The 25,031-nt window shown below is 56.1% G+C and carries 35 protein-coding genes and 1 tRNA gene; 4 read left to right on the top strand and 32 right to left on the bottom strand.

From position 1 onward, the window contains the following. Nucleotide 1: 1 nt before the first annotated feature. Nucleotides 2–829, bottom strand: a complete 828-nt coding sequence (locus PH562_RS16760) for a hypothetical protein (protein ID WP_285174233.1) — start codon at nucleotides 827–829, stop codon at nucleotides 2–4. 236 nt (nucleotides 830–1,065) lie between these two features. Here PH562_RS16760 and PH562_RS16755 point away from each other — a divergent pair, with 236 nt between their 5' ends. Beyond that, the gene (locus tag PH562_RS16755) at nucleotides 1,066–1,218 is read left to right on the top strand and encodes a hypothetical protein (RefSeq protein WP_285174232.1); all 153 of its coding nucleotides are present in this window, start codon (nucleotides 1,066–1,068) and stop codon (nucleotides 1,216–1,218) included. A gap of 219 nt (nucleotides 1,219–1,437) precedes the next feature. On the opposite strand, the gene PH562_RS16750 is transcribed toward PH562_RS16755, so the two are convergent. The 31 genes from PH562_RS16750 to PH562_RS16600 all read right to left on the bottom strand — a co-directional run bounded on the left by PH562_RS16750 (nucleotide 1,438) and on the right by PH562_RS16600 (nucleotide 23,285). Continuing rightward, nucleotides 1,438–3,162 (bottom strand): hypothetical protein, encoded by a 1,725-nt coding sequence (locus PH562_RS16750; protein ID WP_285174231.1) that lies wholly within the window; start codon nucleotides 3,160–3,162, stop codon nucleotides 1,438–1,440. Nucleotides 3,163–3,164: 2 nt separating this feature from the next. After that, nucleotides 3,165–4,529, bottom strand: a complete 1,365-nt coding sequence (locus PH562_RS16745; RefSeq protein ID WP_285174230.1) for a hypothetical protein — start codon at nucleotides 4,527–4,529, stop codon at nucleotides 3,165–3,167. A gap of 1 nt (nucleotide 4,530) precedes the next feature. Then, complete coding sequence (locus tag PH562_RS16740) at nucleotides 4,531–5,292, bottom strand: tail fiber domain-containing protein (RefSeq protein WP_285174229.1); 762 nt, start codon at nucleotides 5,290–5,292, stop codon at nucleotides 4,531–4,533. Between the two features lie 194 nt (nucleotides 5,293–5,486). Beyond that, a complete protein-coding gene (locus tag PH562_RS16735) occupies nucleotides 5,487–5,918 on the bottom strand; it encodes a hypothetical protein (protein ID WP_285174228.1) in 432 nt (143 codons plus the stop codon). Further along, entirely contained in the window at nucleotides 5,915–7,369 is a 1,455-nt protein-coding gene (locus PH562_RS16730) for a hypothetical protein (protein ID WP_285174227.1), read from the bottom strand. The genes PH562_RS16735 and PH562_RS16730 overlap by 4 nt, the downstream gene beginning before the upstream one ends. Next, on the bottom strand, nucleotides 7,369–8,076 hold the full coding sequence (locus PH562_RS16725) for a hypothetical protein (protein ID WP_285174226.1): 708 nt from the start codon (nucleotides 8,074–8,076) through the stop codon (nucleotides 7,369–7,371). The genes PH562_RS16730 and PH562_RS16725 overlap by 1 nt, the downstream gene beginning before the upstream one ends. After that, entirely contained in the window at nucleotides 8,076–8,246 is a 171-nt protein-coding gene (locus tag PH562_RS16720) for a hypothetical protein (RefSeq protein ID WP_285174225.1), read from the bottom strand. The genes PH562_RS16725 and PH562_RS16720 overlap by 1 nt, the downstream gene beginning before the upstream one ends. Further along, nucleotides 8,221–8,415 carry a hypothetical protein gene (locus PH562_RS16715; RefSeq protein ID WP_285174224.1) on the bottom strand — a complete coding sequence of 65 codons (195 nt, stop codon included), beginning with the start codon at nucleotides 8,413–8,415 and terminating at the stop codon, nucleotides 8,221–8,223. Before PH562_RS16715 ends, PH562_RS16720 begins: the two co-directional genes overlap by 26 nt. Nucleotides 8,416–8,463: 48 nt before the next feature. Continuing rightward, a complete protein-coding gene (locus PH562_RS16710; RefSeq protein WP_285174223.1) occupies nucleotides 8,464–8,862 on the bottom strand; it encodes a hypothetical protein in 399 nt (132 codons plus the stop codon). A gap of 13 nt (nucleotides 8,863–8,875) precedes the next feature. Next, nucleotides 8,876–9,964: a N4-gp56 family major capsid protein gene (locus PH562_RS16705; protein WP_285174222.1), complete on the bottom strand. Its 1,089-nt coding sequence runs from the start codon at nucleotides 9,962–9,964 to the stop codon at nucleotides 8,876–8,878. 152 nt (nucleotides 9,965–10,116) lie between these two features. Further along, nucleotides 10,117–11,091 (bottom strand): hypothetical protein, encoded by a 975-nt coding sequence (locus PH562_RS16700; RefSeq protein WP_285174221.1) that lies wholly within the window; start codon nucleotides 11,089–11,091, stop codon nucleotides 10,117–10,119. Nucleotides 11,092–11,163: 72 nt separating this feature from the next. Then, the gene (locus PH562_RS16695; protein ID WP_285174220.1) at nucleotides 11,164–13,200 is read right to left on the bottom strand and encodes a portal protein; all 2,037 of its coding nucleotides are present in this window, start codon (nucleotides 13,198–13,200) and stop codon (nucleotides 11,164–11,166) included. After that, nucleotides 13,200–14,510, bottom strand: coding sequence for a PBSX family phage terminase large subunit (locus PH562_RS16690; protein ID WP_285174219.1), 1,311 nt, complete (start codon nucleotides 14,508–14,510; stop codon nucleotides 13,200–13,202). The genes PH562_RS16695 and PH562_RS16690 overlap by 1 nt, the downstream gene beginning before the upstream one ends. Further along, nucleotides 14,491–14,790: a hypothetical protein gene (locus tag PH562_RS16685; protein ID WP_285174218.1), complete on the bottom strand. Its 300-nt coding sequence runs from the start codon at nucleotides 14,788–14,790 to the stop codon at nucleotides 14,491–14,493. Before PH562_RS16685 ends, PH562_RS16690 begins: the two co-directional genes overlap by 20 nt. A 581-nt stretch (nucleotides 14,791–15,371) precedes the next feature. After that, nucleotides 15,372–15,446, bottom strand: a tRNA-Met gene (locus tag PH562_RS16680). Nucleotides 15,447–15,534: 88 nt separating this feature from the next. After that, nucleotides 15,535–16,131, bottom strand: coding sequence for a hypothetical protein (locus PH562_RS16675; RefSeq protein ID WP_285174217.1), 597 nt, complete (start codon nucleotides 16,129–16,131; stop codon nucleotides 15,535–15,537). A 33-nt stretch (nucleotides 16,132–16,164) separates the two neighbouring features. Next, the gene (locus PH562_RS16670; protein WP_285174216.1) at nucleotides 16,165–16,809 is read right to left on the bottom strand and encodes a metallophosphoesterase family protein; all 645 of its coding nucleotides are present in this window, start codon (nucleotides 16,807–16,809) and stop codon (nucleotides 16,165–16,167) included. Then, complete coding sequence (locus PH562_RS16665; RefSeq protein WP_285174215.1) at nucleotides 16,806–17,156, bottom strand: hypothetical protein; 351 nt, start codon at nucleotides 17,154–17,156, stop codon at nucleotides 16,806–16,808. Before PH562_RS16665 ends, PH562_RS16670 begins: the two co-directional genes overlap by 4 nt. Further along, nucleotides 17,153–17,683, bottom strand: coding sequence for a hypothetical protein (locus PH562_RS16660; protein ID WP_285174214.1), 531 nt, complete (start codon nucleotides 17,681–17,683; stop codon nucleotides 17,153–17,155). Before PH562_RS16660 ends, PH562_RS16665 begins: the two co-directional genes overlap by 4 nt. Then, a complete protein-coding gene (locus PH562_RS16655; RefSeq protein WP_285174213.1) occupies nucleotides 17,649–18,398 on the bottom strand; it encodes a DNA replication protein in 750 nt (249 codons plus the stop codon). Before PH562_RS16655 ends, PH562_RS16660 begins: the two co-directional genes overlap by 35 nt. After that, the gene (locus tag PH562_RS16650; RefSeq protein ID WP_285174212.1) at nucleotides 18,395–18,766 is read right to left on the bottom strand and encodes a DUF1064 domain-containing protein; all 372 of its coding nucleotides are present in this window, start codon (nucleotides 18,764–18,766) and stop codon (nucleotides 18,395–18,397) included. Before PH562_RS16650 ends, PH562_RS16655 begins: the two co-directional genes overlap by 4 nt. Nucleotides 18,767–18,974: 208 nt before the next feature. After that, nucleotides 18,975–19,646, bottom strand: coding sequence for a hypothetical protein (locus PH562_RS16645; RefSeq protein ID WP_285174211.1), 672 nt, complete (start codon nucleotides 19,644–19,646; stop codon nucleotides 18,975–18,977). Then, a complete protein-coding gene (locus tag PH562_RS16640; RefSeq protein ID WP_285174210.1) occupies nucleotides 19,643–19,837 on the bottom strand; it encodes a hypothetical protein in 195 nt (64 codons plus the stop codon). The genes PH562_RS16645 and PH562_RS16640 overlap by 4 nt, the downstream gene beginning before the upstream one ends. Then, the gene (locus PH562_RS16635) at nucleotides 19,837–20,220 is read right to left on the bottom strand and encodes a hypothetical protein (protein WP_285174209.1); all 384 of its coding nucleotides are present in this window, start codon (nucleotides 20,218–20,220) and stop codon (nucleotides 19,837–19,839) included. The genes PH562_RS16640 and PH562_RS16635 overlap by 1 nt, the downstream gene beginning before the upstream one ends. Further along, complete coding sequence (locus PH562_RS16630) at nucleotides 20,217–20,741, bottom strand: GIY-YIG nuclease family protein (RefSeq protein ID WP_285174208.1); 525 nt, start codon at nucleotides 20,739–20,741, stop codon at nucleotides 20,217–20,219. Before PH562_RS16630 ends, PH562_RS16635 begins: the two co-directional genes overlap by 4 nt. 54 nt (nucleotides 20,742–20,795) lie before the next feature. After that, nucleotides 20,796–21,209: a hypothetical protein gene (locus PH562_RS16625; protein WP_285174207.1), complete on the bottom strand. Its 414-nt coding sequence runs from the start codon at nucleotides 21,207–21,209 to the stop codon at nucleotides 20,796–20,798. Nucleotides 21,210–21,563: 354 nt separating this feature from the next. After that, nucleotides 21,564–21,731 (bottom strand): hypothetical protein, encoded by a 168-nt coding sequence (locus PH562_RS16620; protein WP_285174206.1) that lies wholly within the window; start codon nucleotides 21,729–21,731, stop codon nucleotides 21,564–21,566. Next, the gene (locus tag PH562_RS16615) at nucleotides 21,728–21,907 is read right to left on the bottom strand and encodes a hypothetical protein (protein WP_285174205.1); all 180 of its coding nucleotides are present in this window, start codon (nucleotides 21,905–21,907) and stop codon (nucleotides 21,728–21,730) included. The genes PH562_RS16620 and PH562_RS16615 overlap by 4 nt, the downstream gene beginning before the upstream one ends. Further along, nucleotides 21,904–22,743: a hypothetical protein gene (locus PH562_RS16610; protein ID WP_285174204.1), complete on the bottom strand. Its 840-nt coding sequence runs from the start codon at nucleotides 22,741–22,743 to the stop codon at nucleotides 21,904–21,906. Before PH562_RS16610 ends, PH562_RS16615 begins: the two co-directional genes overlap by 4 nt. After that, a complete protein-coding gene (locus PH562_RS16605; RefSeq protein WP_285174203.1) occupies nucleotides 22,744–23,085 on the bottom strand; it encodes a hypothetical protein in 342 nt (113 codons plus the stop codon). Next, on the bottom strand, nucleotides 23,082–23,285 hold the full coding sequence (locus PH562_RS16600; RefSeq protein ID WP_285174202.1) for a transcriptional regulator: 204 nt from the start codon (nucleotides 23,283–23,285) through the stop codon (nucleotides 23,082–23,084). Before PH562_RS16600 ends, PH562_RS16605 begins: the two co-directional genes overlap by 4 nt. A 68-nt stretch (nucleotides 23,286–23,353) precedes the next feature. Here PH562_RS16600 and PH562_RS16595 point away from each other — a divergent pair, with 68 nt between their 5' ends. The 3 genes from PH562_RS16595 (at nucleotide 23,354) to PH562_RS16585 (ending at nucleotide 25,002) form a co-directional block, all read left to right on the top strand. Then, on the top strand, nucleotides 23,354–24,076 hold the full coding sequence (locus tag PH562_RS16595) for a S24 family peptidase (RefSeq protein ID WP_285174201.1): 723 nt from the start codon (nucleotides 23,354–23,356) through the stop codon (nucleotides 24,074–24,076). A gap of 207 nt (nucleotides 24,077–24,283) precedes the next feature. Next, nucleotides 24,284–24,601 (top strand): helix-turn-helix domain-containing protein, encoded by a 318-nt coding sequence (locus PH562_RS16590; protein ID WP_285174200.1) that lies wholly within the window; start codon nucleotides 24,284–24,286, stop codon nucleotides 24,599–24,601. A gap of 26 nt (nucleotides 24,602–24,627) precedes the next feature. Beyond that, nucleotides 24,628–25,002 carry a hypothetical protein gene (locus PH562_RS16585; RefSeq protein ID WP_285174199.1) on the top strand — a complete coding sequence of 125 codons (375 nt, stop codon included), beginning with the start codon at nucleotides 24,628–24,630 and terminating at the stop codon, nucleotides 25,000–25,002. Nucleotides 25,003–25,031 lie beyond the last annotated feature (29 nt).

Raw genomic sequence — 25,031 nt, 5'->3', positions numbered from 1 at the left:
GCTATACGATCCTGCCGCGAAGGGACTGAAGAAGATTATTGAGAGCATTCGCCTGTTCAGCGGTCGGCCCGCGTATCTGGACAGGCGAAAATTGCGGCTGCTGCTGCGCTTGCGTCAGAGCGAGCGCGCCGAAGATGTTGGAAAGGGGCGATTTCTGGCTGTTGCCGCCTTCAGCGGCCGCTTGGACCGCAGCCGGGACACCATTACCGCCCTCTTGAGCCGGGGCGGTTGTCAGGCGCCCGAAGAATCCCATCTGCTTGTCAGGATCTGATTTAGGGTTGAAGAGCCGCCCCATTGCAGATTGGCGCGGCGCTGGAGTTGCCGCCATGGATGGAGATGAAGCTGTTTGTGCAGCTGGCGAAGTCGGTAATGCTCCGCCGCCGATCGCAGAGGCGATCATGGATTCCGGATAAAGATTTCCGGCGTTCCCGTGCTCCTGAAGAATGAGCCCATGCATAAAGGAAGCAGCGCGCGCCGGGTCTGAGAAGCCAATGTCATCATTGGGACCAATACCCATTGTGCGGGCGACATTGGCGGCTGCCTGATGGTTTCCCGGCGTCCAACCTCCCTGACCCGCAATTATCTGATCAGGCGTCACTTTGCCGCCGACATATTTTTTGTTGAGGAGGGAGTACATCGCCGCCATACCGGCTTCAGGCGATGAAAAAACCGCCTGCGGATCGCCCTGATCAGTGTTGACCGATGGCCCAACTATGCCTGGAACCTTCTGCCCGACATATTTGATATTGCCAGGATTATTGTTTCTCATCCCGGCCGGGAGGCGAGCACGTTGGGCGGCGTCTGCCAGAATGGTCATGAGGTCGGCCATATCGCCTCCATAGGAAAAGGCGGCTCAACCGAACCGCCTTAAAACAAGCTATTGATAGATGGATTGCTGCCCATTATTTTGGGCCACATGGGAAACAACAGCAGCCCGCAGCCGGATTCTTCACGACTGGCTAATAGGACACGCATATATAAAAGATTGACTTACTCTCAACCTCGTTCATGTGTGACAGAATGTTAATTCGTTTCTCTAAAGTCGTATATTGGATATGCTGCGCAATGTCGGCCTTGATGCTGATTTTGAACATAAACACCATCCGCACTAATGATTGGTTTTCGACCGATTGGCAAAGCGCCGCTATTCTTTTAGGTATAGCTATTTTGCCATTCATCGTTGGAAGAGCATTTTTGTATATTGTGGCCGGTCGTTGACATGCAAATCATCGACCACGATCCCAATGAAAAACCTCGCAGAAAACTGGACAAGGTGATCTGGGGAGCGGTATTCCTGGTTCTTGCTTTCATTTGGGGTACTCAATGGTACTTCCACGGATTTGATTGGCGAAACATCGGCCTAGGCGCGTTCACCGGCATGGTTTTTGTATGGTTCATAGTAGACTGGCATGTTGCCCAAGGCCGATCTCATGAACTTTAAGGACCATCCTGTCCGATCAATTTCGGCAATGCCTGCGCATCCATAGCATTCAGCGCCGCAATGATCTGCGCGCGAGTTTGGCCGGTAATCCCTCCTTGAAGAAGCTGGTTGCGCAAATATGCCTGCCCTGCTCTCGTCATCATTAACCGACCGACAATTTGCGGCGCGATAGCGCCCGCCGCGCCGGCCGCCAATCCTATTTCAGGGCCACCGACATGAGTGCCAGCGACTGCACCCATAATCGCACTGGCGCCGGCTCCGATATTTTGAGCGCGCAATCTGCCGGCCGTGCCGGAATTCGGCATCGGCTTCATCACGCCCTCCCCGGCACGCGCTAGGTCAGCGAAATCGCCAGAGCCGCGAGCATAGGCACGCCTACCTTGCGTCGAAACAGTCGCGTTACGTAAGGCCGATGGGCTTATGAGCCCCTGTGCCGCATTCTCACCAGCGCCGGTAATTGCACGTTCGACCGTAAGCATATTCCGATACTGGCGCCTAGCCTGCTGCCATGCCCCTAGATCACCCGGATTTGTCTGCGCGATAGTCCGCTGCATCCCGTCATCCAAGGCATTGCGAATTCCAAATAAGGCATTCTGGAGTTGAGTATCACGAGCCGATGAGCGCGCCATGCGGTCCAAACGAGAACGTGCTGCTTGATAAGCGGCACCATCCAACGGACCTTGGCTGAGTGTCTGCCCGAGATCGTTGATCATGTCAGCAACAACGGGCGCGCGCTGGCTTTCTGGAACAAGCGAGGCATATTCGCGCCATGCTCCTCCGAGATCTTGAGCGAGCCGTGGATCTGGAATAAGATTGTTTCGCGCCGCCAAATCATCAAATTGCTGGCCAATGCGATCGAAGTTCGCGTCAATTACGTCTGGCGTAGCCCGGTTTGCATTTGCCCCTGTGCGACGAAGAGCAGCCGAAGTAAATTGCTCTCCTTGCCGTTCGGCGATATCGCGCGCGGCCTGCCCACCAATCTCGCTTTCGGCGTAGCGAAGCGCATTACTTCCTGTAGCCTGCCCAGCCGTGATATCGACGCCCTCATTTGCAAGAATGTCAGCCAGCGCCTGACGCTCCGGGGAGGCCGTGAATGGAGTGATGGCGCGACGGACTGCACCCGTTACACCTGACACGACGCCGGGGAGAGCGGCCCCAATGACACCACCATAAAGCGCTGCGCTCTCAGCGCTATCAAGACGATTGCCGACACCTCCCTCTCCTTGCCCAAACCCTTGAGCTCCACCCAATATCGCTCCATCCGCAGCAGATGCGAGTGATGTCATGCCCAAACCGCGCCCTGCATTGGCGGCGCGGGTTGCTAGCGACAATCCAGCTCTGGATAGCCCCAATCCACTGCCGACAGCTCCTGTCACATTACCGGCGATATTGGAAATGGGAGAACTGGCTGCCGTTTGTTTCATTTCATTACGCGCATCCGCCAAGGCCTGATCATAGGTCTTTGGATCACGCCAAGGAAGGATATGACTGCCAGCGTAATCGGCAGCAGCCCCTAATTCGTCACCAAACCCTAGTGTGGCAGCATTGACGATTCCTTCGCCAAAAGAGTTGATGGTGTTTGCCCAGCCTGGAGCACCATTGGAAGGCGAACTCGCATTATCCTGCTGCGGAATCAGGTCATCAAACGACAAGCCCCCCTTTGCCGGAGCGCTTTTAGGCGCATCCTTCGGTATCAGATCGTCAAAGGTCAATCCGGCCATGATTATAGTCCTGATGTGTCGATGCCGGCGCTTTGCAGGCGTTTAATAACGGCATCGCGCGGCGCGCCACGAGCGATTGCGTCACGAGCGGCTGCGATATCGGCCGCCGTTCCGGTAGGCGCTTGCTGCGGAGCGTTTTTCATTCTTGCAGCAGCGCGCGCCTGTCCCTGCCTGACAATCTTCTCATAGTCATCGAGAGCGCTATTGAATTCTTGTTCAGATGTCGACGTATCAAGACGGTTGACAGCCTTCGTCGCGGCCTGCCCTTCGGCATCGGAAAGTGACCCAAGACCGCGCATTTGCTGAATGGCGGTAAGGAAAGCGCCGGACTTCGCTGCGTCAACCTTATTCTGAAAGTCTCGACCGTAAGTCCCCGGTATCGAGTTGAACAAGGAAGACGCGCCGGTCCCCCATCCTTTGTTCGGATCCCTGCGAATTGCGTCGATCGTATCGAGCGCGTTTTGAGCAGACTGATAATCCGCTGGGGCGGCCGCCTCCATACCGCCCTCCTGCTTGCCGAGAACCTCCTGAGCAGCCTTCCCCCGGATATCCTTCTGCTGGCTGTCAACGACATTGCCAAACTTATCGCGATATTGAACGCTGGTTCCAAGGTCTGTTTGCTGAACTGGCGGCGTGATCGTGACGCCGTCAGGCAACTTCAACTGATTTACTGTTCCATGTTTCCCTGGCTGCAGGGCAATAATATTTCCTTGGGCGTCCTTTCCATAAATAGGCGTCAAGCCATATTCGTCCTGGCTCCCCGCCGCGCCTTCGGGCGGTGTTATCCACTGCTTTGAGGCAGTATCGTACAGCGCCGCGCCCTTGCCGACGTTCAAGAGACCTTGATTCCGTTGCGCGGCGTAGACGTTTTTCAGATAATCAGCGAGCGCCGTCGGATTCCCCGAAAGAAATGTTGCTTCGTCGTCGGAAACGCCGCGTCCTTTCAGCCATGCCAAGGTTTGGTTTTTCGCCGTGCGCTCCTTCGAGTTGGCAGACATAATTGCCGCGCCCAATGCAAGAGATTGCTGTGGCGTGCTTCCCATGGCCCAGCCGGCAAACATGTCGCGAAGGCGAGACCCACGATCAGAATCCCAGAATTGCTTGTACTTGTCCAAAAAAGACGGGCTCGACGGAGCGGAGGAGGCGACTTGCGTCCCGGCGACTGGCTGCTGAGCGGGAGCCTGAACTGCTGCTGTCGTCTGAGGATCTACGGCAGGGGCTGGCAGCGGGAAAGACTGGGATATCTGTGGGTCCTGCGGAATATCGCGGGAGACAAGCATATTTTGAGGTTGGGCGCCGATCGGATTTGGATTGATCAATCGGTTCATCGCGGCCGGGGAGAAGAGATCAAGCAGATTGAAAGCCATCTCAGTTCACCCTTTCCATGGAAATGCCGATCTTGTCGTAATAGACGCCTAGATAGCCGTCGCCTTCCATCACGACAGCATCGGGACGCACCTTTTGCACGTCTTGAGCCATGACGCCGCGATACCGCTCCGACCGTCCGATGTAATTCCACTCGTAGATCGGAAGACCATTCTTTTCGCCGATAGGAACGATATTTTCCTTCAGCCGTACGTCGGACTTTGCCGCCGTCGAGCCGATACCGCCAATGGTCGAAAGCAGATTGGGAGATTGCGTCGTTGTGGCGACATTGCTTCCGTAATTTCCAGATGACCCAGCAGCCGCACTCTGAAGAAGACCAAGCCGTGTCCAGCCTTGATTGTCTTCCGCCGTCCATTTCCGTTGCGCAGCGTCCAAATCCGCCTGCTTGGCAGCATCCTGAAGCTGGCCGGCGCTAATCACGGCCTGGTTGCCGGCAAGCTGGTTCTGGTAGTTCGTAGAGTTCGCGGAGTCGATGGCGTTGTTTGCCGCCAACATGTTCTGCGTATCTTGGTTGTATTGATTATAAAGCGCATTCGAACGGATATTGCCAAGCTGCGTCGTCAGGGCGTTCGTGTTGGCAGCAGACCCATATCGGCCCGATCCGGAAAACTGCGACTGAACCTGCGCCGCCGTGTTGTCGAGCTGGCCTTGAAGAGCCTGATTGAAATACGGATTTCCGTTCTTCAGATAGTTCCCGGATGCCATGTCAGCGAGATTGGTCGCGGACGACGTAGTGCCGGACAAGTTGTTGACCGTGTTTTGAACGCCAGCAATCCCGTTCTGCGTCGTCGTGCCGAGGCCGGCCGTCGTGTCTCCCTGATAAGTATTTCCCCCAGCCCCAGAGTCATAAAGTTTCTGTGCGTCTGAAGCGGAATTCGAATACAATCCCTTCGACCATGCGGGAGGGGAGGATTCTGTTTTTTGCGTTGAGGTTGTGTTCATTGCGGCCGGTCTTTCCTATAAACAATTCGATCAACGCGATATCCGAGCTTCGACAAGGGCTTTTTCCATCCGAGACGGCCAACAGGCAGAACGTCTTGAGCGCCCTGTTCCCATGCCCATTGCTCGATCGTTTCGATATGCGGGCAAAGCTCCACGCCATCGATGCCAGCAAGCCCGACGATCCGCACCGACTTATGGCCGGTCGCTTCGATCGAGCGAACATCCGTCAAAACAATACCCTTAAAATCGTCAGCATCGTCCAGCATGAGCCAGAGCTGAACGTGACCGTTCATCATGTCTGCCGTCATGCTTTGAAGCGTTGCATCTTCAGGAAACTTCGCGATGAGTTTCTTCATCGCAGCCGTGATCTGCGGGCCATAGGCGGCAACACGTTCCAACGGCCATTCGGTCGTGAGTTCCAGTTTCATCGCGTTCCTGATTGGCTCAGATCGATATCGACGCCGCTAATATGCGACCATGTTTCGCCCGCTGGGATGCGAATCCGATAGGTATAGTACCGTCCCCTCGCCCGCTTGCGAATGCGACCGGTTATGAATGATGGCGCAGCCTCAGGAAGCCAGTTTATGGGCTCAAACTCGTTGCGACGCATTCGAACGCCAATGGTGACAAAGACATTATAGCTATCGACGATCGGCTGACTGCTGGCCGTTCTGGTGATGCTCCCGTCGGTCTGCCCTGCTTCCTGGCTGACAATGATTGCCTCCAGATTGTCGCCAGAGAAAGAGCCAAGACGATAATCAGAGCCAAACCCACCGAGAAGAGGCGCTCCACCCTGCCACGCCTTGGAGTCGAGCGAGAAGGGAAGCGCATCCAGATTGGCAACGCTATCAAGACCTTCGAGCGTATATCCCTGCGTGGCATAAGGGAAAATCCCGATGACGTTTGCATCGATCGTTGTCCATTTTCCAATCTGCCAGTCATAGACATAGATCGTCTCAAAAATGCCATTCCCATCAAAATCGAGCGCCCAATAGACGCGCGAATAGAATGGATCGACAGCCCCGAGAATTTTTGAGATCGAGAGGACGTTCAAGCGCCGGAAGACCGTACGATCGACCTTTTCAAAGCCGATCGGCGTAATTCCGCCATCAACATCGATCTGGAAAAAGCCGCCTTCATCAGCATAAAAAGCGTATGAAGCGCGTGTCGCGACCGAAAAAGGCGATTTTGCTCCCCGCTTATCGTGGATCTTGAGGAATGTGAAAATCTCAGCCGATCCAGGGACAAACGTTGCTCTTTGGATGGCGCTTTCCAAAAAAATGATAGGGTTTGTGGCTTCCGATGAGCTTTGGACCTTCCCGCCGTCAGGGAAATCCTGATAGTCGGAATTGTTGCTGCCAGGCGTCCAGAACTCGCAATTGTTCAGGCCAGACCACTGAACGCGGTTCGGGTTGCCGGTCAACTGCATCAGCGCGACGAAATCGCCCCAAACCTTGACCATGCCGGCGCGCGGCGGAGATCCGCCTAGATCGCGAAACTGCACGTCAACGCCAATTTCATAAACCTGCGGGTCATCATTGGGATTTACCGCAATCACGAAGCTCCCAAACAGCCCGAACGACCATGGAGCGTCATCGTTTGCGTTATAGGCCGCAAGCGAAATGTCGCTCCATGTCAATGTCGTGTTGTTGAGAATGTAGAGCTTCGTCGCCGAGCCAGCGAAAAAGATCACATCGCCAGAAAGAGCGCGCACCGAAAGCCACCCCAGAGGCTTTTCCGGAAGCGCACTGGAAACTCCTTGAAACTCAGGGGCTGGAATATAAGACCCATCAGCGCAAAGAACGTTGCGGAGCTCGCCGGTATAGGGCGCATTCAAATCCGCAACATCCGGCCGGAATTCAGCGAGCGGGATCAGCATTAGAACGCCGTTGCAATGATGACGCCGCGGCTATTGCGGCTGGCGGTTTCTCCGAGAAGCATCGCCTGTTGATCGTTGAAATCGTTGAGTGCTTCTGACGCCATTGCAGCGTCTTTGATCGTATCCTTATAGAGGATGTATTTCGCTCGGGCCTTGATGAGATCGAAGGCTTCCGTTGTCCAGGCATTCGACTGGCCTTGGTCCGTGATCTGGTCAAGGCGATATGGGCCAACCTGCAGACGAACGGTGTAAACCGTTGAGCTCGGAATGGGATAAAGGCGGATGCGGCGCCCGAAATAGGTCCAAGCATAAGGGCGCCCGCGCGATGCCGAATTGTCGGAGATCAGCTCAATATCATCTGGCATTGCGCGCTTGACATACCAGCGCTCGCCGTTGGAATCCTCGGTATAGACCATGGCGATGTTGACGAGCGTCGGGATTGCCGGATTATCAGCGCCATCATACCACTCCTGGCCATCGACTGTCGGGAATGTAATGTCTCGAGTTTCGTTGAAATAATAGGCGAAGCGCTCGCAATAGCGGATGGCGCTAAGGATCGCTGAAGTGATCTGCGCAGTGTATTCTCCGGTCGTGTCGTCGATGTCGTCGGCAATTGCCGTCAGGATGTCGCCAAAGGTCGGCGCAGCGCTCGAGATGGCCGTCGATAAAGATGAGATCGGGCCGCCGGTTGTGACGATAATCGACATTATTGCGCTCCCGGCTTACGATTGTGTGCCCATGCGACAATTTCGTCTTCGGTCTCGAAGCGCTGATAAATCCAGCCCTTATCCGTGCGGATACGCGCCAGTCCCTGTTCAGGGTTGAGAATCGAAGCGTTTGAGAAGCCCAATTCAGTGAGCTTGGCCAGAATGTCCATTGCAGCCCTTCATGTGCATGTGGAGGCCTTTGCCGATATGCTTGCCGCATTTCGGACATGAGCCTTTCGGCGTCTCTGCCGGCTCAGCTGCCGCCACTGGAGCCTCTTTTTTCTTGTCTTCGAAGTCGATCAGCGACCAATCGGTGTGAAGCCACGCATTGACGGACATGGAATTCTCCAAATGAAAGAGGGGCGAGTTTCCCCGCCCCTTCGTTGCTTACTGGTTTTCGATGTAGGCGATGATCACGTCTGCATCGCCGGTCGTTGCCGCCGTACCGGAAACGGTGGCGGCTGCCGTGATGATCGTGTCTGCCGCCAGGCGAAAGCCAGATGTTGCGCTGATTGCGACGAATGCCGCGGTGCCCAGCGCGAGAGCCGAAGCGAACGCCGTGCCGTTGCCAGAGGTGCCGATCGCGAGAGTGTTGGTCGTACCGGCATTGAAACCAGTCGTGACAACAACGCCGGAAAGAGCCGGCAGGATGATGGCACCGGCCGGGATAGACCCGACGACTGGCGAGAGATTGCCGTTGAACGTGATATTCCGACGCAGATAGACGATCTGCTGCTGCGAAATATGACGAGCCGGCGGGTTGATCTGAGCAGTGTTGGTAGCCATTGACTAGCCCTCCTCAGTGCGTGTTGGCGAGAGTCGAGACGACGACGCAGCCGAAGTCGTTACTGTTGAAAACAGTCTTCTTCATGCCGAGGATCGTCTGGACGGAAACGCCGAGTTCGCGTTGGTAATCGAACAACTCTTCGACCATTTTATATTTGGACGCCGTGTTGTTCATGCCGAAGCTCATGACGCCAGCCTGAGCGCCGAGAAGAACGGCGCGACGGGTCGTGGTGATCTGAGTGCCGGCGGCGGAGCTGACGCCAGGAACAACGTGTTCCGCTTCACGCAGGATGACGTTGTTGTATTCGCCGAGCGAGCCGTCATAGATCGGGTTGTTCTGCTTCGAACCCATATAGACGGCCTTCTGGATATCCAGCCACTGGCCCGTCGATGTGTTCGTGCGCAGATCCGTTACCTGCGTGGGGTGCAGGTACATGACATACTTGTTGTCGCCATCGACGCGAACCGGTCGAATGCGCGGATTGGCGAGCTTTGCCCGCTCCACAGCGTAGTCGATCAGCTTGAGGTCGAAGGTGTCGCCGGTCGTCAGCGATTCGTCGTTGGCGCGGTTATTCGGCCGCACAACGAAGGTGGGCGCCGTCGGCGTGTTATAGAGATAGTGCACCGCGCCGACGGTGATGATACGGCCTTCGAACGAGATCTGGGGAGCGGTAAAGCCACCCATCTGCATGAAGAAAGCCAGGGATAGACGGTCGCCATACCAATCGGCAAGGCCGGCCGTCGCTTCATCGCGGAGACTGAACGGCACGCGCTGCGCGTCGATCGTCTGTTCGTTTTTCACGCGAACGGCATGGTTCAGTTCGTTGATGGTGATCTTGTCCGAATAGGTGGAAAGCGCTTCTTCATTGCCTTCCAGGACCTGAGCTTCGGAAACGCCATCGCCGATAAGCTGGCGACGAAGGCCGAATGTGACCTGATCGCCGTTGCCCTTCATTGGCTCATCTTTGAGCTGAAGAATGCTGTTCGTGCCGGTGCCGATAAGCGGAGCAATCGCAGTGGCCTTGCTGACTTCAACTGCGAGCTTTTTGCTCCACAATTTCACGGCGAGGGCGTCATTCACGCCATAGCTGGTAACAGCCATCGTGGAAATCCTCGTTTTGAATTGTTGGGAGTGGTTGCTTGCTGCTGTGACGCCGCTGCTTGCGAAGAGGGATTACCCGGCCTCTCGGGCTCCGGACTGACGCGCCGGCAGACGAAGACAGGCTTAACCGGCTGTCACGATCATTTCAGATTTCAGCCGCCCATCATCTGACGGAACCGGCGCTCATTGGCCGGGTCCTTCATCCAGGCGGTAAACTCGGACTCGCTCATGTTGGCGATTGCCTCAGCCGACATAGGATCGGCGGCGTTCTTACCATTCGAGGCGGTCAAGGTCTTCGAAGCATCAAGGGCCTTGCCCAGCTGGTCGACCTTGGCCGAAAGATCGGCGTTCTGCTGGTCGGGCTGGGCCGATGCCGCAACAGTTCCCGGCTTGTAGCCATAGCCTTGGGCAAGCCGATAAATGAGATCAGCCGGATTTTGGCCCTGCTGATGAGCAGAGATGATGATTGACTTCAGCTCCGCATTGATCTGCCGGTTTCTGGCCTGCTCCGTTGCCATGCTGGGATCGACAAGCGCCATGGCTTTAAGCTGGCCCATCCGATAATCGGAAAGCCAGTTGGCGGCGTTGTCAAAATCCTTATTCGTCTGAACATATTCGGTGCGAGAGTGATTCCAATGCGACCAGATCGCGTTTTCCTGCTCGACCGCCTGGCGCTGGTCATTCTCGGCTTTTTCGCGCTCCTGCTGCGCAGTCTGCATACTTTTGATCTGATCGGCCTGCCACTTCATGTAGCCGAAAATGTCCTCTTCCGGCGACGGCGGCGCGGGAGGCTCTTCCTGCTTGGAATTCCCGGCTTTCAGAAGGGTATTCCACCGATCATCAAGAACGGCTTGCTTTGCCTGCATGTCGGCAAGCTGGCGCTCGAGCTGCTGTCGCTTGGTGCGCTCTTCATGAAAGGCGCCATGCGGGACGAATTTCCCTTTTTCATCACGCAATTGCTCAGAAGAGCCGGCGTCGGCGCCGCCTTCGGCCGCGTCTTGCGCATCATTCTGCTGCGTATCAGCGGCATTTGCCGAGCCAACGTCTGCAGGGATTTCGGTCGCGCCCTGGCTATCGAAAAAAGCCTGTTCGGCCGACGAAAGACCATCAGTTAAAGCTTCACTCATTCTTTCCTCTTTGCCCGTCACGTGGGCTAACGAAGCCTATGAGCGCCATAGGCGAACGAAAGCGGGTATCCGCTATTGTTTTGCGGCGCGCGTTTGCTGGTTTTGCGCGCGTTGCGCTGCCGCTTCGGCCTGCTGCTCCTGAAGAGCAAGCTTGCGAATGTCGATTTCCTGCTGGAAACGAGCCGTCTCTTGGTCGAGAGCGGCTTGCTGCTGCTTATAGAAAAGGTCGATGCCTTGAGACTGAGCGTCGATCTGGGCGCTCTGCTGCTTGGCCTGGATATCGACCTGCTTGCCTTGCATATCGAGCTGATGTTTCTGCAACTCGGCCTGCATTTTGATCTGCAACGGATTGGGCTGCGGGTTTTGAGCCGCCGCCGCCTGCTTTTGCTGGGCAATCTTGATCATGAGATCGATAAGAGACGCCGGCAGCGGAGAATATTTCAGCAGCTGCAGAAGCATATCTGGGGGAACCTGATCCTTGATGAGCGGGAGAAGCTGCATCAGGATTTGCCAGGTGCGCTCTTTTTCGTTCGGAGATGTTGGGGCATCGTCAACGATAATGTCGTATTCGATGTTTGCGATGTTCTCTTTCGTCAGCGGAACATATTGTGCCCGATCTTGACCCACGATGCGCACAAGGCGACCGTCTGAGAGAAAGTTCTGGATCAGATAAAGCATGATGCGGCCCTGGCGCTTGCGATAGCGACGAAGGCTGTTGAACAGCGGCGCAAGAAGATTGAGCGACGACTGCTTGCGTTGATATTCGAGGACGCCAGGCTGATCGACTTCACGCGTGCCGATGAATTCGGCTGACAGACCGGTCACATCGTTGATGGCTTCCTTTGCCTCCTGGAAGAGTGTCCAGAAGCCGGCGGGGAATTGGCTTTCCGGCTTTGGAACAACCTTAGGGTTCTGCCCCAGAGATCCGGATTTAAGCCAAGTGATGCTATCAGACTTCGACCATGATTCCTCAGCCTGTCTTGGATCGGCGAAGGCGTCTTTTTCCGCCATAACGCCGCCCTTGGCCTTGCTGTTGAGCAAGTACATGACCTGGCTGAAATATTTATTCGACCAGCGCTGCGGGTCTTTCGTCGGGCGCACCACGCCAAAGAACTGGCGCTTAATCTTGTCATGAAATCCGGTGATGCATTCCCAGCCGACCATCCCTGCCGGAACCTGAGGGCTATCCGGTGGCGCCAGGACGCGCGTACCAATGAAGACGCGTCGAACTACCTTGCGATACTGCCGAACGGCCTTGAAGCCCGGCACATTCTTTTGAATGAGCTGGATCTGCTCTTCGGCATACTCACGCATCTGACCGGGATTTCCGATATCAGGACCGCGCCAATAAGGTTCGCGTTCGAGCCAGCGGCATTCTACGATCGTGCAAAGGCGCCGCGGATATTTATCGACAAACTCGTTTTGCGTGCCAGTATAGAGATTGGCCTGCGTCTGATCATGTGGGTCTGGCTGCTCTGTCGAAAGATTGCTCGCCCATGCAGCATGTAGCTCTTCCTTGGGAACCTTCGGGAACATCTCCTGAACTTCAGACCAAGGCTTTTCGTCGACGTAGAAATACCGCTCCGAATCCTCAAGATTGGCCTTCGTCGCACGGCTGTCCCAAACCATCTTAAGCGGGTCGAGGCGTTCAACTTTCGGAAGGCCGTCCGGCTCGCACTCATAATCGAGGCGCGTCGATGTCCAGCCCATGCCGCTGATAACGGTGTCTTGGAAGGCGTCAGACTCTTCGTCCTCAGCATCTGCCTGATCACGGAACCACTCGCCGGCCGATGTCAGGATCTCGTTAGCTTCGGCATCCCCCATTTCACGGGGAATATAACGAACCTCGCGGCGATTGTTGATTTCTGAGCCGGTAACGGCATTGACCAACGGCGCCACCCGATTGAACGTCATGACAGGGCGATTCTGCTGGCGAAGGACATTTACGTCCTCGTCGCTCCACTGATCGTTGGCATAGAACTTAAAATCTTCTCGAGCTTCCTTGCGCCACTCAGTGACGGCCTCGATATCTTCCTTATACCAGCCGATCAGCTTTTTCGTCAGATCGTCCAATTCAGACGACTGATCTGGAACGTTTGTTTCAGCCATCAACCAGCCATCCAAGTTGTGTTAGAAGAGCCGCGCCCGGAATAGCGGGGTCGAGATCCGCGAATTTCCGGTTCGTCATAAACAATTGCAGCGAGACCAAAGGCATCGGCGCCATGCGACGACCAATCATGATTTGGGCCGAGACCGATCATTCGCTCTTCATCCCGCTTTTCGTGATACCAGCCGATTGCCTCAATGCCGCCTTGGCATTTCGTATCGAACCACATGCGCGGGAATAGTCGGCGCGCTGCCTGCACACGCTGCATTGCAGCGCCAGGCCCTTGGTTTGGCACCACACGGACATCAAAGCCGGCGCCCCGCAAAGCTCCCTCATAGGTGACGGCATAAACCTTTTCGCCGTTCACGCCGTCATGAGGAAGGATGCAAAGCGAGTTCCCGTATTTGTTCTCTCGAATCCAATTAACATGTGTCGATAGTGGCTGCCCGACGGCCTCGTAATAATTCAGGAATCGGATTTCCCGATCGACAAACTGGCAAATCCAGATCGCCGTTGCGTCTGCCTTGGCGCCAGTACCGCCGATATCCCAGATCGCCCGAATCGTCATCAACGGGTCAACGGCGACGTTTCCAATGCGGTTTTCGCGTCTGGCCTCGGCGAGAGCCTGAGCGTAATAGGCACCTTCAACAACCGTGACGAAATCGCCATCCCAGATGTGGGCATATTGATCAGGCCGCTTGTGGAGGTCGTTCAGACGTTCCTTTTCCAGAACATCAGGGAACCAAGGATTGTCGGTATAATTGATCTCGACAATCTTCGAATGGTTCGGAGGGTCATCCCGAAAGCGCTTATGAGTCGCGCTGTTTTTCCGCTCCGGGTTCCAGGTGATCCAGATTTCCGACCCATGCTCGCGCACCGTCGGGATAGTCTTGATCCAGGCCGTTTCCGAAACCGGCTCTGCTTCATCGACCCAAAGCAGATGAATTTTCGACTTCGATTTGATGCTGTCGAGGTTATGACGCAGACCGATGAAGACGAATGATATCCGACGGTCTTTGGTCCGAATGTATTTCTCGCCAACGTCATAATGCGCAGCAAGCCATGGTTCGCTTGCGATCGCCGCCTTCACTTCCGCCATCGAACTTTCGTCAAGAGAGTTCATAAACTCTCGACCACAGACGATGACGCCGGTTTCGCCTGACTGGCTAAGCTGATATCCCTTTACAGCCGCCATCTTCGCGAATGTTCGCGTTTTCCCAGATCCGCGGCCACCATAAGCGCCCCGATATCTCGCATCCCCTGAGAAGACGGGAATCAGCTTCGGAGGGAGCTCAATCCGAGCTGTCGTCATGCCCTGGGGCTACCAGTTCAATGCGCGTCACTGTCTGCACCGGCTTGTCGGGATCGCCAGTTACTTCGACGCTTGCGAGCTTAGCGTGAACGTAAGGGGCCGCTTTTTCTGCTGCCCACATGCGATTGTCCATTGTGGCAGCCTCATCCCGAAGGACTTTCAGCATGAAGTCGAGAGGCGTAATCCCCTCCTCTGCCGCCTTTTCCGCCATCTCTCTTGTGCGCTTCGTCGCGGCACCGGCAGGGCGGCCGGCCCCGTCACGCTTGCCGCCACGAGCCATTTTGATTTCCTTTGATTTATTTCAATACCTGTTGATTATCCGGACTTGCTCACTTCGCACCGGTTTATGGGCAGACAGGCCCGGAAGCGACGGCGCGGCTTCTACAGCCAAGAGTGAAAGCCTTGTTCCTCGTGCCGGCGGGCGAAGCTGGACATATCCGCTTCTTCAGAAACGAAAAGCCCGACCAGCAGTTATGCCGATCTAGCCCGGTTATATCGTTTTAACGGAAACCCTATAACTGGTGCCGACCGCAGGAATCGAACCCGCAACCTCTCGATTACAAATCGAGCGCTCTACCAGTTGAGCTAGGAGGGCGAATATTCAGGACGGTGACCGGGTACGAACCCCAATCCTTGGCTATCCGGCTTATGCAAGCATTCCCGCTGCGGGCCGTCCTGTCCTCTTGTGAGGAATTGGTCGGGAAGGAACGGCAGAGGCGACCCCGAGTAAATCGCGACCGCTTATCTTTTCTCCGGGCTTCCGGAGCCTTCCCGATCTGTTTCGCGCCCCTGGCTCATGAGTGCGATTTCTCGCCTGCAGTCTTTCGAGTGCTCTGAGTTGTTCCAGCGCTTGCGCGAATTTGGTTGCAGGCTCCGGAATTGAACCGGATATTTCGAGGTTATGAGCCACGCGGCTTACCGTTTGCCCTGCCTGCGTAAATTTATCGGATTGATTCGGTGTGCGCCTTGCGCAAATCACCATCATGCTTAATACATACCCGGCAGGTTATAAGTTGGCAAGCGCCTATTTTGCCCTCGTCTTCATTCCCCACAGGTCTGCGAGGTCATCAAGAGCGTGGCGAAGATAGTCGGCCAGCGTTGTCTTCTCTCGATGAGTACTGCCAAGCTTGGCAATTGACACGCCCTCGCCGGCTACCTTTTCGACGATGCCAAAGGCCCGTATGCCGATATGTTTCTGGCAATCGTTGAGCTTTTTCCCCGCGTCAATTTGCCGATCGGTTATAGGTTCACGAACTCCGCCGCCGTCGACTTGCTCGCGTGCATAGTCAAAAGAGCCGGCTCCAGCGCCACCAAGCGCCTCCCACAGCTTTCGGAACTTTATGGCGGCCTCGACTTGGTGGACCTCGAGGTGTCCCTTAGCTGCCATCATCGCGATCGGGCTCTCACGAAGGTTCAATGCTGCCTGGACGGTCTTGGGATTTCCTGACGCGCCAGCGTGAATCCGGCTATAGTGCGGGTTTTCGATATCGATAATTTTGATCTCGGAGTGACGATTTCCGAGATCGTGAAACTGATTGTCGATATTCGCCGGCACTAGGTCTTTGAATGACCGGACCGACTTGATCGCCTTCTTGCGGGTTTTCCGTGCTGCTGCCGCCATTTCATTGCCCTCGTTGTCGAGCCGCCGCTCGGTTCATCTCGTGATTGTGAAAATTCGCTCGGGTTTGCCGGGAACTTGGTCGTCGAAGACAGCAACAGCCAGACTTCCGGTCCAAACTGCTCCGGTGTCGAGGTTGCATCGCCCCTCCAGAACGACTGGACCGTCTTCGAAGGGGGTGTGGCCGTGGACGAGATAGCCGTCATGGTGGGCGATGTCGTGATACTTGCTGCACCGGGACCAAAGCAGCATTGCCTCGGTTTGCTCGCTTAGCGGCTTCGTCGGATCAACGCCGGCATGGGCGAAGATGCGATTTCCATCAGCGTGATATTGCGGAAGCGCGTCGGCCCACGCGAGATACTCATCAGGGACTCTCATGTCGAACGATGAGAGGGTCTGCTGGCCTCCGTTCCCGAGCCACCATGCAAGATCGACTTCTCCTCGAAGAGCAGCGACCATCATGTCTTCATGATTGCCCTTGAGGCACACCCACCGCCAATGAGCGCCGCCCGGACCCTCCATCAATCTGTCGAGCACCGATTTCGAATCGGGTCCCCGATCCACATAGTCGCCCAAGAAAACGATAGTCCCGCCGGAAGGATTGTTCTCGATGCGCTCCAACGCAGCTTGCAGGAGATCGTATCGGCCGTGGATATCCGCTATGACATACGTTTTGCTCATAAAACCTCCATGTCATCCAAGATCGCATCAACCATGCGATCAGTCGCTACAACCTGCAGGACCATATAGATGAGCCGGTCGACCGTGACGCCGCGGCGCTCAGCGAAGGGCCGAAGCCTTGATGCTGTGGCCGCGCTGTAGTGGAGTTGCTTGGCTTCGATTTGTGTTGGCTGCCTGTCTTTCTTCCTGACAGCCTTCAGGCCATTTCTCCGGAAGGTGCAGCGAACGTATTCCGGGCCAGCGCCAAGCGCCGCGGCGATCTCGTCTGTGGTAGCATCTGGGTTTTCGAAGTGAAGTCGGATGACCTCATCCTTTAGGCCGACGCGGCGAATATCGGAGGTTTTCATGCTGCGGTCCTCCGAACGCGCCCGGTAATTGAATCCGGGAGGCACTCATAATTGTCGCCCCAGATTTCGTTGTCGGATAAAGCGCTACCTGGTGGCCCATAGATGGAACCAATCTCTGTATCCGCAGGACCAAGCGACCAGAGAAACATGGATCCTGCCGGATATCTGTTTTGGCGCGCACGCTGGTGGGATTGAGCGGGAGAAACATGCTCGATGAATTTCCTGCGTTCCGAGAACGCCTTATCGATGTGGGTCTGACGCCAATCCTTCCATTCATGCGGAACGGTAGCAGGGGCCGGAAGACGGGGCCGGCTGATAGATTCGACACGCCGTTGTTCGAAGCGCACCATGTTCGCCAACTCGGGAGGACGCGGGCAGAACTTCACTTCCTCGTGCCATGTGCCGCGGACGAGGTGCAGCACGACGGCTTTTAGCGCGCCCGGCAGCAAGCCTTCCAAGGCGACAAGGTAACCGTGAAGCAGTTCATCCGCATCAACGCCGCGCGGGAGAGGCAAGGAGGTGAACATTGGGCGAATAATCTCCGCCATCAAGGTCGATCGTTGTTCCTGCTGAAAGTTCATTGGTGTTTCTTCCGGTGAAATCGTCTATGGCATCGAAGATTGTTCGCTCACGACCCGGTGGTGCACGGCTCTGATGCGGCCGGTCGTCGTATTTGCCTTCGATCAGGCCGTTGAAGCTCTTTGGCTGGCACAGGAAATCGAGGTCCGCCCGCCAGCCACGATCATTCTCGCCTCGGCAAAATGAGCTTGCCGCCATGCGCCGGCAGGCTTCCTGCCAGGTGTCCTCGCCATGCTCCCGAAGTCGCGCCTCGATCTTGCGGCGACGGTCGACGGTGACCTTGCGAGGCACAGCGATACCGGCTTTTGAGGCATGCTCGCTGAAAATCTCGATTGCTCGATCCGTGGGGGAAGAGCCCCCTAAAGGGGGCGAAGGGGGTATAGAAGATTGGGGTTTAGGAGAAGGGGGTGTGGGGGAGGAACCTTCTGGGGAAAGAAGGTCTGAACAACCGTCTGAAACGTCTTGATCGTCTGAATTAAGACGCTTTTCAGACGTTTTAAGACGTTCGTAATGACGCTTGTTGCGAAGTTGACGCTTCGAAAGCACCGGCTCATTCAAAATCTGAGCCTGATTGGCCTCCATGTCAGCAATCGCTCGCACTAGATCATCACCGGAAACCCCGGCTGCGATCAAATGCTTGACTGCCGTCGCGATAATGCTCATTTCACCACCTCGATCGTGATGCCATGGCAAGCGCGCATGAGCTTTTGCTTGAGACGGAATACGGGCGTGGAAACGCCTTTCACGTCGATCACGCGCCGACGGCGGGCAAGGTTATCCCAGAACACGAAATCTGCCCGATAGGTGGCGACTAAGATGCCATTGACCGTCAAGGCATAGGGACGCTGGAGTTCAACGTCCGTCACCTCGCCAGCGCGCTCGCGGAGCTTGAGGTGGGCATAGTACGACGCCTCGGCTTTGCTATCGAAGCAAATGCCGTCAACCAGCGTTCTTTCTGCCTTGAACTTGTTGCCACGTTTTGGTTTGGCGATAGCGGCCTGATACTCCTGTCGGGTCATCGTGACGGTCATACGCCCCTCCCGGCGCGGATTTCGCGCAACTGGTCTCGGGATCGGAGATTGTAGCCACGATGGTATGAGAGGCGCTTCTCGCGACGTTCTTCATGCCGGCGGTTCATTTCCTCATTGACGAGGCGGTCGGCTTCCGGTGGAGTTATGCCAAGGTCTCGAGCTATGCGTTCAACATCAGGACCGTGAAGGGTAAAGGCTTCGAGGAAGGTCAAAGGTTCATCTCCCCTTGCCGCGCATCCCGACGATCAAGCATGCGAAGGACCGTTTCCCCGATGTGGCGCTTGTCCCAGACAAACCATCCGTTGAGCATGGGCGGAGCGCCCTGCCCGGTGAAATCGATCTTCCAGCGCATTAGGTAGACGCGAGCTGGCGGGTACTTCGACCAGAACGGTGCGAGGCCACCCGCACCGGGAAAGCCCCAGTTCATGAGGAGCGCCATGTAATCAACGTCTAGCGTCTCGAGCGCATGATAAAGCCAACGCGCTTTCCCATTTTCCCAGCCGCATTCAGCGAATGGCGGGTTCTCGACAATCGCGTTGGCGGGAGCCGTGTCGAAATCATAGAAATTCTTGATCTCCGCACCGCAGCCTCGATCTATTAGATCGCTGTCGATCGTCTTGAAACCATGGATGCGCAGCTCACGACCAATGACGCCCGTCCCACACGCCGGGCCCCATATGGTTTGGAATGCGCGAAGCGCATCTATCTCGGCATGGATGAATGACCTGATCGGATCGACTGGTGTCGGATAGAATTCGTTCTCCTCCCGCTCAAGTGCGTCCGCCTTGACGAGGTTGCCTTCAAGATCGCGGATGACCACCGGCTTTGACTTCTTCCCGGTGGCGCGAAATAGGCCACGAGCCGAAACAGGTGCGTTCATGCCGCCGCCCCTTCCCCGTTACGACGGTCAAGCGCAGCCAACGAACGTCGGCACCGGTCACGAAGACGGGTGATGATCGCGAGCTTCGAAAGCTTCACGCCATTGTCGCCCTTGTTCATTGAGCCCTTGAGCCGGAAGATTTGAGCGTCTAGCTCGGCTATTTCTTCGCGGAGGAGATCGGCTTCGGACATCAGTGCGACACTCCGTATTCAGCCTCGATCCCCGCGAGCCATTCCAGACCCTTCCGGGCAACGCGGCGATGGCTTTCCTGGCAGCAGCTATCGTTCATCCGGATAGAAATGTCGGCCCATTGCCTATGCATCATCCGGACAGCGGCAGTGAGAGCTTCCTTGAAGTTGCCGTGCTCGCCGCAGAATGGCCCACCATGGCCGCAATAACCGCCGATGCTGTCCGAGGTGCTGATGGACCAAGTTCCATCGCCGTTCGCCATGATGCCGATCTTGCCCCAACTCCAACCGCTCTTGTCGAGATTGGTCTGAAGCCAAAAGGGCTCGTTTACGATCGGCGTAGGCTGCGGCATCAACAGATCGAGCATGGAAAGCTGCTGCATCATCCTTTGTCCTCCCGGATCTCAGGCGCGATTGCGTAGGCCAAATCGTCGATTTCTGCGGCGCGCAGCGAAACCCGCTTATCTCCGTAATAGACGTCCTTCACTCTGCTCCTTGGCCACTTCAGGAGATCAGCCAGCGATGTGATGCGATCGCCGTGGCTACTTTCAGGGAAACGATGTGCAGCTGCGCGACGAAGCTGCTCCTGCATGACGCTGACGGCTGAATGGTCGCGGGCTCGCTTTATAGAGCCGCTGGTGATCTTCTTCGTCTCGGGCAGCTTCGGCGTTAGGATGACGGCGAAGACTTGCCGCATCTCATCGGTCTCGACAAACCACTCTCCGGAGAACCGAGTTGCCGCAAAGCGCTCATGAAGATGAGCTTCGAGGTCTCGATCGCCGGGCATGTGGCCGACGAACTCAACGGGAACGGGGATGGAGGCAATGATCGACGATACTCGCTGGCGCAGGTCGGCGCTGTATCCGATCTTCACAAGCTCTGCTGAACGCAAGACGTAGATACTCATTCGCCTTCACCGTCCTTCAATTCAGGGCATACCCACTCAGCCAGGCCGGCCGCCTTATCGCGAAGCCAGATCGCGATTGCTTCCCGCCGCTCGAAGCTTAGCCATCTTACGAAGATGCTCGGTCTTGGCTTTGAATTCGGCATGGGCTTCCCTCGCGCTCCTCAGTGCTTCCGCAGTTTCGAAAAGCTCCATCATCTGGAAATGCTTCACGATCTGGCTTTCGTTGTTGCGCCAGGCCTTGAGCCGGCGTTCGGTCCATCTATTTTCTGGATCATCCCAATGCGGGAAGCGGCGGCTGAGTTCGCGCCATGCCGTGTGAAGCATGTCGCCGATATGCCGCTTGTTTCCGATCTGCTCGACCAAGAAATTTGCAGTAGCTACATCAGACATTTGCTTGCGTTCTTCCTGTTTCAGTTTCTCCGAATCTCTGGACGAGATTTCCATTTTTTCCGGCTCCGCTTGGTTCATCTTCGCTCTTGTTCAGGGAGCTACAGAGATGCGCAGGACCGATATCGATGACGACGGGACTGAAATCCTTGCAGGGACTGGGGTCCCGTCGTCTGGTCCGCCGCTCGGGCCAACCGTTATTCCATTTCCGCAGAGCCGATCCGCCGCTATTTCGGCTTCTGCTGCGGCCGGTGATCCCCGCCAGGACCCGGCCGCCTTCATTCAAATCGGGGACGCTACTCAAGCCCTGGTCATGAGACTGGCGAATAATCGTCTCCGTCTAAGAATGCTGGCCCCGACTACGGGAGGAGAGGAGGAATAGTCGGGACCAGCTCTGGGCGCAGCGCTGTGAGCGCCACCGCACCCATTCAAAAATCAATCGCCGTCGTTGGGATCTCGGAAGCTCCGATCATCACCTTCGACGGCACCTGTGTTTGTGGAATCTGGAGCTTTCGGTTTGATGCGTCGGATGAGCAAAATGCCAGTTCCGAAGAAGGCTCCGGTGATGATGGCAATGAGGAAGCAGGCGACGGCGGTGCTCATGCTGCCCTCTCAAAGTTTTCCTTGGCCTCGCGGACCGTCCGGCCCGAGGCAGATTTTCCCGTTTCGGCACAGACGATGATGACCGTGCCGTCTTCTGTGACCGTGATGGAGCGACAGCGACGTGCGCGAATGTCTTCGACCGCAGCAACGAGGCGATTGGCACACGCAGAGGTCATACCGCGCCCTCCATTGCTCTGAGGCAGTCACGGCAATGATTTTTCCCGTAGCCGCCGCAGTCATCTCCGCCTGGGTGAAGGCAGTGCGGCCTCAGCTTCAAAATGGGATTAGGGAGGTTGCGATCCTCAGTCGGATCGAACTCTGGAATAGGGTTGCCGGTGAGGGTCTGACCGGCTTCGTCTTCCGACACGTCGCAATGGTGCCTGCTTTCCCCTGCGACCGGGGAGCGTCCGTCGAGCACCTTCGGACTGGCGACGGTTCCGCTCTCGGTACCGACAACTGTCACGGTTCCGTTCCCGTCCGTCTGGCTCTCAGGGTAGCGACCAGCTGCCTGCCCGTGGCTCCTTCTATCGCTATCAGCGATCCCGTCATCATCACCACGAGTTGGTTCCAGATGATGCGGTACCTCGTCAGCCTCGTTGTCGCGTTGCTGAGTGGCGCCGGTTTCCTCCGCATTGGTCGGCGCTGCAGCAACCGGAAAGCCGCCCACCGTCTCGGAATTGTCGTCAAGGATTTCGCCTGTTTCGCGGTCAAATTTCTCAATGTTTTCTCGCGTGGCGCGCGGCGCACGAGGCGACGTCGTGATCTCCTCAAAAATCTCGTCGATCAGCGCGTCTTTTTCCTCGACGGCCATCGGGTCTTTCTTGGCAGCGCGACGACGCTTGATCGCAGCCTTGACGGCCTCGATTTCGGTCTTGATGTTTGTCTTGTCCATGCCGCCGGCAACGAGTTGCGCCCGATAGGCATCAAAGCAATCCCTTTTGCCGGTGTTCATATCGGCAATCTGCTGATCGTATTCATCGATCTCGTTGGCGAGAGAGGTACGGGAGATCATTCACGCACCGCCTTTCGCAGCGCCGAAGCGGTGCTCAAGGGCGGTCAGAAGCTGATCGAGTGCGTTGTTGCCGGAACGCCGACTGTCGAAGCGAAATTCAACTCTGTCGTCGTTAATCGAGTGAGGCAGATCGCACATTGCCTCGATGATCTTCTTGCGCGGCTGGGCGCTTCGCTCGCGCTCGGCCAGGATCGCCTTTTCGACGCAGGCGATTGCTACCTTCCGAAGGTTCATTTGATTGTCAGACACCTTTGCGAGCAGAAAATCTTCTCGATCGGCATCAACCGCGCGGACAGCGGCATCGTGGATGTCTTCGGGAATGATCTGGGCTTCGGCGCTCATGCTGCGGTCTCCGCACTTCCGAAGACATCCGGCCGCAATTCATGCCGCGAAATACCGGTGATGCGCTCGACATCAAGCACGCGCTCAGCCGGTACTTTCTTCCATTGGGATACGGCCTGGGAGGTGACGCCACCCAAGGCTTTTGCTAGGGCGGCGGGGCCACCGGCTTTCAGTTTGGCGATGTCGCAGACGTTTTCCATGCGCCCATTGAAAGCATATCTTTCACAAAAGCGCAAGCATCTCTTTCGATGAAAGATCGGCTTTCTTCATGCATATTCCCGACATGACAGTTGCACGCAAAATTGACCCCGAAAGAGGCGAAAGAATTCGGCACCTGCGCGCCGACATTCTGAAGCTGCGATCACAACAGGCACTCGCTGATCTCCTTACACGAGAAGGTAAAGAGGTGACGCGGGGTGCTGTTGGCAATTGGGAGCTTGGCAAGGAAGTAGGGCTCGATGCTCTCACGGTGTTGTCACGCATCGCAGGCGTGCGAATAGAATGGCTTGCCTACAACGAGGGCGAGAAGCTATTATCTTCTGCTACAGGGCCGAGAGAGCCTGCGAATGCCAGGATAACAGGCGAATTTGCCCGCAGCCTGGTTAAGGTTCCCCAATATGGGTCTGCAGTGGGTGGAGAGGATGGCGAGTTTGTGTTGAATGGTAACCGCCTAGATGACATCTTTGCACCGCCAAGCTTGAGCGGCATTCCGAATGCCTACGCAGTGCAGATCTCAGGAAGCTCGATGGAGCCGCGCTATGAGGATGGCGAAACTGTTTTCGTCAATCCCAATCGCCGCCCCGTCAAAGGCGACTACGTTATTGCCGAAGTTCATATTGAGGAGCATGAGCCTCCGCTCGCCTACATTAAAAAGCTTGTGAAGCGAACCGATAAAGAACTTGTCCTAGAGCAATTCAACCCGCCTAAAACGCTGAGATTTGAGGGTCATCGAGTTAAGAGCGTTCATTACGTTCTTCGGAGCGGCGAATAACCAAAATTATCGCCTGATCCATTCCTGCCCCAGAGGTGTTGATTCGCCTCTGGGGCTTTTATTTTGCGTCACCACGCATTTTTGAAAGCAATGCTTTCTTTTTTCGCTTGCAGCCGTTTGAAAGATATGCTTTCATAATCTCATCAACACCGCACCGACTGATCTGCCATGGCACGAAGAAACGGTTGCGAAAGATGAGGAACGGAAATGGCAAAGCGCATTGAAAATATCGACATCGAAGTCGGCGCCCGCATCAAGGAATTCCGCAAGATCCGTGGCGTCACGCAGACCGGTCTAGCCGACGCACTCGGCGTCACCTTCCAACAGGTCCAGAAATACGAGAAGGGCACGAACCGCGTCTCGGTTGGGTCGCTCGTTGCAATCTGCCGCGTCCTGCACATCGATCCCATGGATTTGCTCGGCGTCTATTTCGGGCGCAGCGAAAGCATCGAGAAGCCGGCTCTTCTGGCCGAGGTGAAAACCCTCCGCACCAAGCTTTCCGACATTCAGCAGCTTTGCGCCTGACGCAGCGGCATCAGAGGATGATGGCAATGACAACGCTTGAATTCAGTTTCGACGAAGTGAAGCTCCCTGGCTACGGCGAAGGCATCTTGCTTTACGGGACGGCAACCCTCGAAAGTGATTGCGAGGACGATAGCTATTTCTACGTCGCCTCTATCGAGATCGGCAATCGCGTCCTGACGCGTCCGAGCCGAATCAATTCGGCGCACGTCGTCGACAATTTCTTCTTCAACGAAATTGCCAACCAGATCGAAAGCGACAAGACGCCAATCGGCGCGGCCGCCGCTCGGGAATGGAGCGATGCGGTCGCCGGCAATGTCGAGGCTCCCGTCTTCCGCCGGCGTGCCGCCATGCCCCTGTCCTATTCGACGACCCGCATTCCGGAAATCTCCATCGGCCGTTGATCATCAGCCATCCAATATTTTGAGAGGGA

The sequence above is a fragment of the Rhizobium centroccidentale genome (assembly GCF_030182565.1).
Taxonomy (GTDB): Bacteria; Pseudomonadota; Alphaproteobacteria; order Rhizobiales; family Rhizobiaceae; genus Rhizobium.
This window is presented reverse-complemented; position numbering and strand designations above follow the sequence as displayed.